The 13,211-nt window shown below is 59.7% G+C and carries 11 protein-coding genes; 10 read left to right on the top strand and 1 reads right to left on the bottom strand.

Annotation, left to right across the window (positions count from 1 at the left end; all coding sequences use genetic code 11):
* The first annotated feature begins 111 nt into the window (after positions 1-111).
* From NP77_RS18320 to NP77_RS18350, 7 genes are all read left to right on the top strand, one after another.
* Positions 112-1,278: an HD-GYP domain-containing protein gene (locus NP77_RS18320; protein ID WP_008926329.1), complete on the top strand. Its 1,167-nt coding sequence runs from the start codon at positions 112-114 to the stop codon at positions 1,276-1,278.
* A gap of 108 nt (positions 1,279-1,386) precedes the next feature.
* On the top strand, positions 1,387-1,476 hold the full coding sequence (kdpF, locus tag NP77_RS18325; RefSeq protein ID WP_010253443.1) for a K(+)-transporting ATPase subunit F: 90 nt from the start codon (positions 1,387-1,389) through the stop codon (positions 1,474-1,476).
* Positions 1,476-3,164, top strand: a complete 1,689-nt coding sequence (gene kdpA / locus NP77_RS18330) for a potassium-transporting ATPase subunit KdpA (protein ID WP_039661146.1) — start codon at positions 1,476-1,478, stop codon at positions 3,162-3,164. The genes kdpF and kdpA overlap by 1 nt, the downstream gene beginning before the upstream one ends.
* Positions 3,161-5,209, top strand: coding sequence for a potassium-transporting ATPase subunit KdpB (gene kdpB / locus NP77_RS18335; RefSeq protein ID WP_039661147.1), 2,049 nt, complete (start codon positions 3,161-3,163; stop codon positions 5,207-5,209). The genes kdpA and kdpB overlap by 4 nt, the downstream gene beginning before the upstream one ends.
* Before the next feature lie 10 nt (positions 5,210-5,219).
* Complete coding sequence (gene kdpC / locus NP77_RS18340; RefSeq protein WP_039661149.1) at positions 5,220-5,786, top strand: potassium-transporting ATPase subunit KdpC; 567 nt, start codon at positions 5,220-5,222, stop codon at positions 5,784-5,786.
* Between the two features lie 16 nt (positions 5,787-5,802).
* Positions 5,803-8,478, top strand: a complete 2,676-nt coding sequence (kdpD, locus tag NP77_RS18345; protein ID WP_039661150.1) for a two-component system sensor histidine kinase KdpD — start codon at positions 5,803-5,805, stop codon at positions 8,476-8,478.
* A gap of 54 nt (positions 8,479-8,532) precedes the next feature.
* A complete protein-coding gene (locus tag NP77_RS18350; protein WP_003852093.1) occupies positions 8,533-9,030 on the top strand; it encodes a TIGR00645 family protein in 498 nt (165 codons plus the stop codon).
* Positions 9,031-9,068: 38 nt separating this feature from the next.
* On the opposite strand, the gene NP77_RS18355 is transcribed toward NP77_RS18350, so the two are convergent.
* Positions 9,069-10,037, bottom strand: a complete 969-nt coding sequence (locus tag NP77_RS18355) for a LysR family transcriptional regulator (RefSeq protein ID WP_039661151.1) — start codon at positions 10,035-10,037, stop codon at positions 9,069-9,071.
* 93 nt (positions 10,038-10,130) lie between these two features.
* Between NP77_RS18355 and NP77_RS18360 the strand changes: the two genes are divergently transcribed.
* From NP77_RS18360 to NP77_RS18370, 3 genes are all read left to right on the top strand, one after another.
* Positions 10,131-11,333 (top strand): MFS transporter, encoded by a 1,203-nt coding sequence (locus tag NP77_RS18360; RefSeq protein ID WP_008926326.1) that lies wholly within the window; start codon positions 10,131-10,133, stop codon positions 11,331-11,333.
* A gap of 61 nt (positions 11,334-11,394) precedes the next feature.
* The gene (locus NP77_RS18365) at positions 11,395-12,741 is read left to right on the top strand and encodes a sodium:proton antiporter (RefSeq protein WP_003852099.1); all 1,347 of its coding nucleotides are present in this window, start codon (positions 11,395-11,397) and stop codon (positions 12,739-12,741) included.
* A gap of 22 nt (positions 12,742-12,763) precedes the next feature.
* Complete coding sequence (locus tag NP77_RS18370) at positions 12,764-13,108, top strand: hypothetical protein (protein ID WP_008926325.1); 345 nt, start codon at positions 12,764-12,766, stop codon at positions 13,106-13,108.
* The last annotated feature ends 103 nt before the right edge of the window (positions 13,109-13,211 follow it).

A 13,211-nucleotide genomic window follows, 5' to 3' on the forward strand; every position in this document is an offset into this window, starting at 1 on the left:
TCTCCTCTGACCGCTCTCCCGACCCCAGACTTCGCACAAAACAGCCTGAAGAAAATCAGCCCGGCTGCCGATATCACCTTATCCCAACCGTTAATGTTAAGGAGTGATAGCGTGATTAAGCTGATTACCATTGATGAGTTGCGCCCGGGGATGTTTATCCACAAGCTGGAAGTCTGGTGGATAAAAGAGCAGCGCATTCATAATCAGATGCTGATCACCGATCCACGACAAATTGCCACGCTACGCAGCGAAGGGATCCGCCAGCTCTGGATCGACCTCGATCGATCGGTTCAGACGCCGATCGCCACCACGGTCGCAAAAAGAACCATTGGCCGCACTCCGTTTTTTCAGGAAATGGATCAGGCGCAGCAGATCTTTCAGCAGGGCAAACCGAAAGTGCGGGCGATGTTCAACGAAGCGCGGCTGGGTAACGGCCTGAAGCTCGATTATATGATGGACCTGGTGGATGAAATCGCCGGATCGATCACGCGTGAACCCTCCGCCATGCTGAGCGTGGCGCGGCTGAAAAATCATGATGACTACACCTATCTGCACTCTATGGCGGTCTGCGGGCTGATGATTGCGCTGGGTAAAAAACTCGGGCTGGATGAGCAGCAGCTGCGCCGGGTGGGCATGGGCGGTTTACTGCATGATGTCGGCAAAGCGGCTGTGCCACTGGCGATCCTGAACAAAGCGGGCAAGCTGACTGAAGAGGAGTTCAGGGTGATGCGTGAGCATCCGGTGGTCGGCACGCAGATGCTGATAGAGGCCAACGCTGACGACGATCTGCTCGATATCGCTCTTCATCATCATGAAAAATATGATGGCAGCGGCTATCCGCACCGCCTGAAAGGCGAGGCGATTTCGTTTTACGCCCGAATGGCGGCGGTGTGTGATGTCTATGATGCCGTCACCTCGACCCGCTCCTATCGCAACGGCTGGACGCCAGCAGAGGCGATGCATCAGATGCTGAGCTGGCGCGGGCATTTCGACCCTGCATTACTGCACACCTTCGTAAGAACCATTGGTATCTATCCGGTGGGATCGCTGGTGCGTCTGGCCTCTGGCCGGGTGGCGTTAGTGGTGAAAGCGGGTGAGAAATCGCTGATGCGTCCCTGTGTGCACGTTTTCTGGTCGCTGCACGCTCAGCGTGAAGTGAAACCGGAAGAGCTCGACCTCGGCGACAGCTTCTGCACCGACAGCATTGTCGGTGCAGAAGACAGCAAGCTGTGGGGTAACGTCGATCTTAATCGTATCTGGGCGCTGGAAGTCGCCTGATTTTTCGCCATTTTTACACTATTTTTACGCCCGCCCGCTGCATTTTAACCCCGTCTTTATACGCCCTCGCGCAAGCTGAGCCATAAATCCAATCCTCTGGAGGTTCCTGTGAGCGTGGGCGTAATAACTGGCATTGTGCTGGTGGTGTTGTTACTGGGCTATCTGATCTATGCCCTGTTAAACGCGGAGGCCTTCTGATGGCGGCCAATGCTTTTCTACTCATCGCATTTTATCTGGTGCTGCTGATGGTACTGGCGCAGCCGCTCGGACGGGGCCTGGCTTCGTTAGTAGCTGATAAGCCGGTGTTTGCCCGCCTGGAAGCGCCACTGTGGCGACTGCTGGGCGCGCAGGCATCGGACATGCGCTGGCCTCACTACCTGCTGGCAATTCTGTTGTTCAACGCGCTGGGTTTCGTGGTGCTGCTGGGCATTTTGCTGTTGCAGGGCTCACTGCCGCTGAATCCTCAGCAGTTGCCTGGCCTGAGCTGGCATCTGGCGCTGAACACCGCCGTGAGCTTCGTGACCAACACCAACTGGCAATCCTACAGTGGCGAAAGCACCCTGAGCTATTTCAGTCAGATGGTGGGCCTGACGGTGCAGAACTTCCTCTCTGCCGCGACCGGTATCGCCGTGGCCTTTGCGCTGATCCGTGGCTTCGCCAATCGCAGCTCTGCGACCCTGGGTAACGCCTGGCGCGATCTGACCCGCATCACGCTCTACGTCTTACTGCCGATCAGCCTGCTGATGGCGCTGTTTTTTGTCAGTCAGGGCAGCATCCAGAACTTCTCGCCTTATCACAGCTTCTCCACGCTGGAAGGCGTGCAGCAGACGCTGTCGATGGGACCGGTGGCGTCGCAGGAAGCGATCAAAATGCTGGGCACCAACGGCGGCGGCTTCTTTAACGCCAACTCCTCACATCCCTTTGAGAACCCGACGGTACTGACGAATCTGGTGCAGATGCTGAGCATCTTCCTGATCCCGGCAGCGCTCTGCTTCGCGTTTGGCGAAAGTGTGCGTGACCGTCGTCAGGGCCACATGCTGCTGTGGGCGATGACGCTGATGTTTGTGGCGGCGGTCGCCGTCGTGATGTGGGCCGAACTGCAGGGCAACCCGCATTTCCTTCAGCTTGGGGCCGACAGCGCCATCAACATGGAAGGCAAAGAGACGCGCTTTGGCATCCTTAACAGCAGCCTGTTCGCGGTCATTACCACTTCTGCCTCATGCGGTGCGGTCAATGCCATGCACGACTCCTTTACCGCGCTGGGTGGCATGGTGCCGATGTGGCTGATGCAACTGGGTGAAGTGGTGTTTGGCGGCGTTGGTGCCGGTCTCTACGGCATGCTGCTGTTTGTGCTGCTGGCGGTGTTTATCGCCGGACTGATGATTGGCCGTACCCCGGAATTCCTGGGCAAAAAAGTCGATGTGTGGGAGATGAAAATGACCGCGCTGGCGATTCTGGTCACCCCGGCGCTGGTGCTGATCGGCACCGCCCTGGCGATGATGACCGACTCCGGACGCAGCGCAATGGCGAACCCGGGCATTCACGGCTTCAGCGAAGTGCTCTACGCGGTCTCCTCGGCGGCTAACAACAATGGCAGTGCCTTTGCCGGACTGAGTGCCAACACGCCGTTCTGGAACCTGTTACTGGCTGTCTGCATGCTGCTGGGCCGCTTCGGCATCATCATCCCGGTGATGGCGATTGCCGGTGCGATGGCAGTGAAAAAAGTGCAGCCGGTAGGTAACGGCACACTGCCAACTCACGGTCCGCTGTTTATTGCACTGCTGATTGGCACCGTGCTGCTGGTGGGTGCACTGACCTTTATTCCTGCTCTGGCGCTGGGCCCGGTGGCTGAGCATCTGCAACTTGTTCAGGGACAATCCTCATGAGTCGTCAACAACAGGCGTTATTTGACGCAGCCCTGCTGCGTACCTCGGCCTGGGATGCGGTGAAAAAGCTCGATCCCCGGGTACAGTTCCGTAACCCGGTGATGTTTGTGGTCTACCTCGGCAGCATCCTCACCTCGCTGCTGGCGGTGGGCATGCTGACCGGGCGCATCAGCGGCAGCGCCAGCTTTACCGGGGCGATTGCGGTCTGGCTCTGGTTCACCGTGCTGTTCGCCAACCTGGCAGAGGCGCTGGCAGAAGGGCGCAGCAAGGCCCAGGCAAGCAGCCTGAAAGGCGTCAAAAAGACCAGCTTTGCCAAAAAACTCTCAGCGGCGCGCTATGGTGCCGAGTGGCAGCAGGTCAGTGCCGATGCGCTGCGCAAAGGCGATGCGGTGCTGGTAGAAGCGGGCGATATCATTCCCTGTGACGGTGAAGTGATGGAGGGCGGTGCCTCAGTGGATGAGAGCGCCATTACCGGTGAATCTGCACCGGTTATTCGTGAGTCAGGGGGTGACTTTGCTTCCGTGACGGGCGGTACCCGTATTCTCTCTGACTGGCTGGTGATCACCTGTAGCGCCAACCCGGGCGAAACCTTCCTTGACCGGATGATCGCCATGGTGGAAGGCGCAAAACGCCGCAAAACGCCAAATGAGATCGCCCTGACCATCCTGCTGGTATCACTGACCATCGTGTTCCTGCTGGCGACCGTGACGCTCTGGCCGTTCTCGGCATGGGGCGGCACACCGGTCAGCGTCACGGTACTGGTGGCACTGCTGGTCTGTCTGATCCCGACCACTATCGGCGGCCTGCTGTCGGCGATTGGCGTGGCGGGGATGAGCCGGATGCTGGGTGCCAACGTCATCGCGACCAGCGGTCGTGCGGTGGAAGCCGCAGGGGATGTGGATGTGCTGATGCTGGACAAAACCGGCACCATCACGCTGGGTAACCGTCAGGCGACCCAGTTCCTGCCCGCGCCAGGCGTCAGCGAAGAGCAGCTAGCGGACGCCGCGCAGCTCGCCTCGCTGGCCGATGAGACGCCGGAAGGCCGCAGCATCGTGGTACTGGCGAAACAGCGATTTAACCTGCGTGAACGCGATCTCAGCAGCATGGGCGCCAGCTTTATTCCGTTCTCAGCCCAGACCCGCATGAGTGGCGTGAACGTGCAGGACCGGCTGATCCGCAAAGGTGCGGTCGATGCGGTACGTCGCCATATCGAAGCGAACCATGGCCGTTTCCCTGCGGAAGTGAATGCGCAGGTGGAAGAGGTGGCTCGCAGTGGCGGCACGCCGCTGGTGGTGTCAGAAGGCGCAAATGTGCTGGGTGTGGTGGCGCTGAAAGATATCGTGAAAGGCGGCATCAAAGAGCGCTTTGCCGAACTGCGCAAAATGGGTATCAAAACGGTGATGATCACCGGTGATAACCCGCTGACCGCCGCGGCGATTGCCGCAGAAGCGGGCGTGGATGACTTCCTGTCAGAGGCCACACCAGAAGCCAAACTGGCGCTGATCCGCCAGTATCAGGCCGAAGGCCGTTTAGTGGCGATGACCGGCGACGGCACCAACGATGCACCAGCACTGGCGCAGGCGGATGTGGCGGTGGCGATGAACTCCGGGACCCAGGCGGCGAAAGAGGCGGGCAACATGGTCGACCTCGACTCTAACCCGACCAAGCTACTGGAAGTGGTGCACATCGGTAAACAGATGCTGATGACGCGCGGTTCGCTGACCACCTTCAGTATCGCCAACGACGTGGCGAAATATTTCGCCATTATCCCGGCGGCGTTTGCGGCGACCTATCCGCAGCTCAACATGCTTAACGTGATGCAGCTGCACTCGCCCGCCAGCGCAATCCTGTCGGCGGTGATCTTTAACGCCCTGGTGATTGTCTTCCTGATCCCGCTGGCCCTGAAAGGCGTCAGCTACCGCCCACTGAGCGCCGCTGCGCTGCTGCGCCGCAACCTGCTGATTTATGGTCTGGGTGGCCTGCTGGTGCCGTTTGTCGGCATCAAAGCGATCGATCTGCTGTTAGTGTTTTCAGGCATGGCCTGAGGAGAGAAAAATGAGTCAGTTACGTCCGGCAATTTTACTGTTGTTGCTGCTTACGCTTGTCACCGGCGTGGTTTATCCTTTGCTTACTACTGGTCTGGCGCAATGGCTGTTTCCGTCCCAGTCCAGCGGCTCGCTACTGGAGGAAGATGGCGTGGCGCGCGGGTCAGCACTGATTGGCCAGAATTTTACCCAGCCCAACTATTTCTGGGGCCGCCCTTCAGCCACAGGCGATAAACCCTATAACCCGCTCTCCTCAGGCGGCAGCAACCTGGCCGCCAGCAATCCGGCGCTGGATAAAGCGGTAGCCGATCGCGTCGCTGCGCTGCGGGCCGCGAACCCGCAGGCATCGGCTGCCGTGCCGGTCGAGCTGGTCACAGCCTCAGCCAGCGGGCTGGACCCGGATATTTCGCCGGAGGCCGCGCGCTGGCAGGCGCCGCGTGTCGCCGCCAGCCGCAAGGTGCCGGTGGCGCAGGTCGAGGCGCTGATTGAAAAGATGACGCATCGTCCACTGATGCCATTCCTCGGCACACCGACAATCAACGTGTTGCAGCTGAATATGGCGCTCAACGAACTGTAATGGTGTTAAGGAAGCGATGAACCACGAACCCCAGCGTCCCGATCCCGACGCGCTGCTGCAGGCTAACCGCGAAACGCATCGCGGGCAGCTGAAAATTTACTTTGGTGCCTGTGCTGGCGTGGGCAAAACCTACGCCATGCTGCAGGAGGCACAGCGGCTGCGTGCGCAGGGTCTGGATGTGCTGATTGGCGTGGTAGAGACCCACGAACGGCCGGAAACCGCACAGCTGCTGACAGGATTAACCCTGCTGCCGCGTCGCGCGACCGGCCGCTCGCGTCATGCAGAGTTTGATCTCGATGCCGCGCTGGCCCGCCATCCTGCCGTCATCCTGATGGATGAGCTGGCGCACACCAACGTTAAGGGCTCGCGCCATCCCAAGCGCTGGCAGGATATTGAGGAGCTGCTGGAAGCGGGCATCGACGTCCTGACCACCGTCAACGTGCAGCATCTTGAGAGCCTCAACGATGTGGTCGGCGGCGTCACCGGCATTCAGGTGCGCGAAACCGTACCCGATCCCTTTTTTGACAGTGCCGACGAAGTGGTGCTGGTCGATCTGCCGCCCGACGATCTGCGCCAGCGATTGAAAGAGGGCAAAGTTTATATTGGCGATCGTGCTGAGCGCGCCATCGAAAACTTTTTCCGTAAAGGTAATCTCTTCGCCCTGCGTGAGCTGGCGCTGCGCCGCACCGCCGATCGGGTAGACGATCAGATGCGCGCCTGGCGCGATCAGCAGGGACGGGAGCGCGTCTGGCACACCCGCGACGCTATTCTGCTCTGTATTGGCGACGACAGCGGCAGTGAAAAGCTGGTGCGCACCGCAGCCCGCCTGGCGGCGCGACTGGGCAGCGAATGGCACGCGGTCTATGTTGAAACGCCCCGGCTCAACCGGCTGCCGGAAGCACGGCGACGGGCCATCCTGCGCACATTACAGCTGGCACAGGAGCTGGGCGCGGAAACCGCCACCCTTTCTGAACCGGATGAAGCGGAAGCGGTGCTGGGTTATGCCCGCGAACACAATCTGGGCAAAATCGTCACCGGCCGTCGCCCGCTTCGGCGCTGGCGGCGTGACAGTTTTGCTGAACGACTGGGCCAGCTTGGCCCGGATCTCGATCTGCTGGTCGTGGCGCTGGATGAGCCGCTGAAAGATGCGCCGCATCCGCTGCCGGATGGTCGTGTTAACAGCGAAAAATGGCGCATTCAGCTGCGCGGCGTGATGATGGCGCTGGTGCTCTGTATCCTGGTGACCGCAGCCGGGCAATCGGTGCTGATCAATTTCGATCCCGCCAACTGCGTGATGATCTACCTGCTGGCGGTGGTGATCGTGGCACTACGCTATGGCCGCTGGCCGTCGGTGATCGCCACGGTGATAAATATCGTCGCCTTCGACCTCTTCTTTGTGGCCCCCACCGGCACGGTGGCGGTCTCCGACCTGCAATATCTGGTGACCTTTGGCGTGATGCTGGCGGTCGGCGTGATTGTCGGGAATCTTACGGCAGGCGTGCGCTATCAGGCGCGGGTGGCGCGCTACCGCGAGCAGCGGGCGCGTCAGCTCTATGAGATGGCGAAATCGCTGGGCAGCGCGTTGACACCGCAGGATATCGCCGCCACCAGCCAGCGTGTGCTCGACGCCACGCTACAGGCGCGCTGCCTGCTGCTGCTGCCCGATGAGCAGGGCGAGCTGAAAGCGGTGGGCGATGCGTTACCGGCCAGCGAGCCGGATCGCGCGATTGCTAAATGGAGTTACAGCAAAGGCCAGCCTGCAGGCGCGGGCACCGATACCTTACCGGCAGTGCCTTATCAGATCCTGCCGCTGAAAAGCGGCGCGCAGTGCCGGGGATTGCTGGTGGTGGAGCCGCAGAACCTGCGTCAGCTGATGATTCCTGAGCAGCAGCGGCTGGTGGAAACCTTTACGGTGCTGATCGCCAATGCCCTGGAGCGGATGGCGCTGTCTCACAGCGAGGCAGCGTCCCGTCTCTCAGCTGAGCGTGAACAGCTGCGCAATGCGTTGCTGTCGGCGCTGTCACACGACCTGCGCACCCCGCTGACCGTATTGTTTGGTCAGGCAGAAATGCTGATGCTTGACCTGGCCAGTGACAACTCAAAATATGTGCCGCAGGCCAGCCAGATTCGCGAGCAGACGCTCAGCACCATCCGGCTGGTGAGCAACATGCTGGATATGGCGCGCATTCAGTCGGGCGGCCTCAATCTGCGGGAAGAGTGGCTGGCGCTGGAAGAGGTGATTGGTGGGGCGCTGAGCAGCATGGCACCCTCGCTCAAGGGGCATGAGGTCCAGCTCGACCTGCCGGATGACATCGTGCTGATCAAAGGGGACAGCACGCTGCTGGAGCGGGTTTTCACTAACCTGATAGAGAACAGCCTGAAGTATGCCGGTAATAGCGCGCCACGCGGCATCCGCGCCTGGCGTGCAGCATCACGACTGGAAATTGCGGTCTGGGACGGCGGACCCGGCATTGCCGAAGAGGATTTAACCCGGATATTCGATAAGTTCTGGCGCGGCAATAAAGAGTCGGCGGTGCCGGGCGTCGGGCTGGGTCTGGCGATCTGTAAAACCATTATCGAGAGCCATGGCGGCCAGATCTGGGCCGAAAACCGGCCCGAAGGTGGCGCGGCATTTCGTCTCTCGCTGCCGCTGCCGCCCGCCCCTGAAATTTCTGACGAAGGGCTGAAATAACTTCACAGTGGATCAGTTATACTGCCGGTCCTGTTTGATTATTCGTGGGATTGTATGGAACGTTTTACCGAAAACCTGATGTATGCATCGCGCTGGTTGCTGGCTCCGGTTTACATTGGACTTTCGCTGGGATTACTGGCGCTGACCATTAAATTTTTCCAGGAAATTTTCCACCTGCTGCCCAACATTTTCAGCATTGCGGAAAACGATCTGATTCTTCTGCTGCTCTCACTGGTGGATATGACGCTGGTTGGCGGCCTGCTGGTGATGGTAATGCTGTCGGGTTATGAGAACTTCATCTCTAAACTCGACATCGACGAAGACAAAGAGAAGCTGAGCTGGCTGGGCAAGATGGACTCCGGCTCGCTGAAAAACAAAGTCGCTGCCTCCATCGTTGCCATCTCGTCGATTCACCTGCTGCGGGTGTTCATGGAAGCGCGTAATGTCGAAAACGACAAACTCATGTGGTACGTGATTATCCACCTCACCTTTGTGCTCTCTGCCTTTGTGATGGGCTGGCTGGACAAAATGTCGCGCTACGATAAAAAGTAAAGTATCCCCCTGGTGGCCCGCTGACGCGGGCCCCTGCGTTATCCCTGCCGATCTGTTTTCCCTGAACGACCTGCTGGCTGCGACGCCGGACGCGTGCCCGCCAGTTGCGGCATCACCTCTTTAATCATCGCAAAAAAGTGTTGCAGCCTGGCCGGGTAGTAACTCGCCCAGGGATAAGTCAGCCACACCGGCAGCGGTGGTGCCTGCCACGCAGGCACCAGCTGAACCAGGTCGCCATCGGCTAAATCTTCCTGTACCGCCCAGGAGGAGACAATTGCCGCACCCATGCCCGCCAGCGCCGCTTTGCGCACCGCATATAAACTGTCACTGCTCAGCCGTGGCGTAATCGCCAGATTCACCGGCTGGCCATCGTCAATCTTTTGCAATGCCACTTCGTTACGGTAAAAACTGGTGAGGGCCAGCCATGGCAGATCTCGCAGCTGTTCAATCTGCGCTATGGGCGGATACTGTGCCAGCAGGTGCGGGGCCGCCACCACAATGCGCGGCACTTCGGCCAGCAGAACCGCCACCACCGAGGGATCGGTTGGCGCACCGACCTGAATGGCGCAGTCGACATTCTCGGCCATAAAGTCGGGCGTGCGATCGTTCAGCATCCACTCAATATTGAGCCGGGGATAGCGATGCAGATAGTCCACCAGTGGGGCGATCAGCTGATCCTGACCAAAGGCGTGCGGGGCACGAACCCGCAGTGTACCGACCGGATCGGCACTGGCGCCGGTCAGCTCATCTTCCAGCGCATGCCAGGTCGCCAGCAGCTGCCGTGCCTGGGCGTAGCAGCGTTCACCATCATCGGTGAGTTTCAGCGCATGCGTGGTGCGCAGGATCAGCTTCAGCCCCAGCCGCTGCTCAAGGGTCTGCAGCCGACGGCTGACGGTAGGTTGTGTCGTACCCAGCTGGGCCGCGGCGGCCGATAAGCTGCCACTCTCGACGATACGGATAAAGGTCTGCATCAGGTCGATGCGATCGCTGCTGTTAGCATTGTTCATACGTACCACGCATAACGGTTTTGCCTGATATCAGTCTACCGCGTATAACCGCGATGCGCTTTAATGGTTGTACGAAATGAAGAGGATTACAGCATGTCAGCCATATCAACCCAGACTCAAAATGAATCGCTCTCCACACCGCTGGTGTTTACCCTGGCTGCGGGTGCCGGGCTCAGCGTCGCGTCGATTTACTACAGCCAGCCGATGCTGGATATCATCAGCAAACAGTTTAACGCAGGCATTGGCGCAGTCGGTATGGTGCCGATGCTGACTCAGGCGGGCTATGCCCTGGGCATTCTGCTGCTGGCGCCACTGGGCGATCGTCATGACCGTCGCACCATTATCTTTATCAAGGGCTTACTGCTGGTGGCAGCGCTGCTGCTGTGTGGTTTTTCCGGTGGGCTCAGCGCGCTGCTGATTGCCAGTTTTATCACCGGCCTGACGGCTACGGTGGCGCAGGATATTGTGCCTGCATCGGCGGCGCTGGCCCCGGAACGCAGCCGGGGTAAAACGGTCGGCACGGTGATGACCGGGCTGCTGGTCGGCATCCTCTTGTCGCGGGTGGTCAGTGGGGTGGTGGCGGAGTATTTCGGCTGGCGCACCATGTATATGATTGCCGCGCTGGCGGTGCTGCTGATTACGCTGACGCTGTGGCGTGTGCTGCCGCGCTTCACACCAGGCACCTCGGTAAGCTACCCGCGCCTGCTGCTGTCGCTGGTGCATCTGTGGCGCCACCACCAGACGCTGCGCCGGGCCGCGCTGGCTCAGGGTCTGCTGTCAGTGGCCTTCAGCGCCTTCTGGTCGACACTGGCATTAATGCTTAGCGACCGCTTTCATCTGGACAGTGCCGTTGCCGGAGCCTTTGGTTTAGCCGGTGCAGCGGGCGCCATGGCGGCACCGCTGGCGGGCAGTTTTGCTGACCGCATTGGTCCGGCAAGGGTCACGCAGGCGGGTGCCGCGCTGGTAACGATCTCTTTTGCGCTGATGTTCCTGCTGCCATTACTGCCCATGCCGGCGCAGCTGGCGCTGATAGTCGTCTGTACTATCGGCTTTGATTTAGGCGTACAGGCCACGCTGGTGGCGCATCAGACGCTGGTCTACGGCCTGGCCCCGGAAGCACGTAGTCGCCTTAATGCCCTGCTGTTTACCGTGGTGTTTATTGGTATGGCGACCGGTGCGGCGCTGGGCAGTCTGGCGCTGGCACACTGGGGCTGGAATGGCGTGGTTGCACTCGCCACCATAGCTGGTGCAGCCGCTGTCGCGGTCCGCTTCGCCAGTCGTCACCTGAAAAACTGACACCTCGCCCGTCAAAAAATGTGCCAGGCTTATTCATAAACCCGAAATATTCTGGAGTGTTATGAACTTTTTAGCCTGGACAGCAGCGACGGGCGGCCTCCTGCTGCTGATGTCGCTGGCTTCCGGTTGGATTCACCGGGGGCCAGTTACCTCATTTGGCCTGTTTCTGATCGCGGGTATGCTGTGCGGCCCGTGGGGATTTGATGTTATCCACCTTGATATCGTTACCCATTCCGAAGCCGTGGCCCACATCACTGAAATCACCATGGCAGCCTCGCTGTTTATCACCGGTCTCAAGCTGCGTCAGCCGCTGCAGAACAACTGCTGGCACACCGGGCTGAAGCTGGCCTTTCCCGCCATGCTGCTCACCGTCGCCGCAATGACTCTACTGGCACACTTCCTGGTGGGATTAGACTGGCCGATTGCGCTGGCGTTTGGGGCGATTGTCGCGCCGACCGATCCGGTTCTGGCGAGCTTAATCTCGGTCAATGATGCACAGGATGATGATTCACTTCGCGTGGCAATATCCAGCGAGGCGGGCATGAACGACGGCTCCGCGCTGCCACTGCTGATGCTGGCGCTGCTGCTGTTTAATGGCGAAAGCCTGAATGGCGCGATGCTGGCGCACTGGGGCGCGGTCGAAGTGCTCTGGGCGATTGGCGGCGGTCTTGTCATCGGCTTTGTCCTGGGGCAGTTGATCGGCATGCTGGCGACCCGACTGCGCAATGCCAATGGCGATGTCGCACCCAATGATTTTCTGGCGCTGGCGCTGATAGCACTGAGTTATTCACTGGTGGAGTGGCTGGGTGCTTCCGGCTTCCTGGCAGCCTTTGCCGCCGGGCTGGGATTACGCCGCGCAGAACTGGGCGTGTTCCGTCGTCATCAGCCGGATGATCTCTCTGACGACGAGCGGATATTGCCCTCTGAGGCGCTGGTGAATCCTAACATGCGTCTGGCGCATCAGGGCGGCACGAATATGGTCAAATCGATTGGGTTTGTAGTAGGCGACGCCCTCTCTTTTGGCGATACTATTGAACGTTTACTGGCGGCTGGCATGATGGTGGTGCTGGGCGTCACACTGGCGCAGCACTGGAACATCTACGGCGTGCTGATTGGCCTGGTGCTGTTTGCGGTGGTGCGACCGCTGGCCGTCTGGCTGGTAACAATGCGAGCCGGACTGCCGCTGGGGCAGCGCCTGCTGATTGGCTGGCTGGGCATCCGGGGGATTGGCAGTCTGAACTACATCGCCTATGCCTGGACGCACGGGATGCAAGGCCCGCAGATGGAAATTATGACCAATATGGCGTTAACGCTGGTGGTCTGCAGCGTGGTGGTTCACGGCACCACCGTGACGCCGCTGCTGAACTGGCGTCAGAAGCGCCTCGAAGCCCTTCAGCGCAAGGTTTAACCCGAACGAACAGGAGTTAAGAATGAAAGTAACTCAGATAGTGCTGCTGAGTATCCTCGCCACCGGCAGCGCGCTGGCGGCGGATGACACTGACACTGAGCAGAATGTTTACGCCAGTCAGTTATGCCACATCGTCAGCGGCGAGAAAAAGGTCGCCACTGCAGATCATTACGTTGAGCAGATGAAATCGACCGTGGCGGGCGGCCAGTCACCGTCGGCAATGAATCAGCCCGAATTCGACGAAGAGTCTGCGCGTGAAGTGGCCAGTGCCTGGCTGCAACTGGGGGACGATGAGCGTGCCAAACTGCGCGTCAACGAACAGCAGTGTGAACAGGCCGTGATGGCGCAGTTCCAGCAGGAAGATTAACCAGACGGAATGAAATAAAACGCGCCTGCCGGGCGCGTTTTTTTATGGCTTTTCAGGGGCTGTTGCGTACATAATCGCCAGCCAGTGCACCAGACTTGCATTT

Source organism: Pantoea sp. MBLJ3 (assembly GCF_000816655.1).
Lineage (GTDB): Bacteria > Pseudomonadota > Gammaproteobacteria > Enterobacterales > Enterobacteriaceae > Pantoea > Pantoea eucalypti.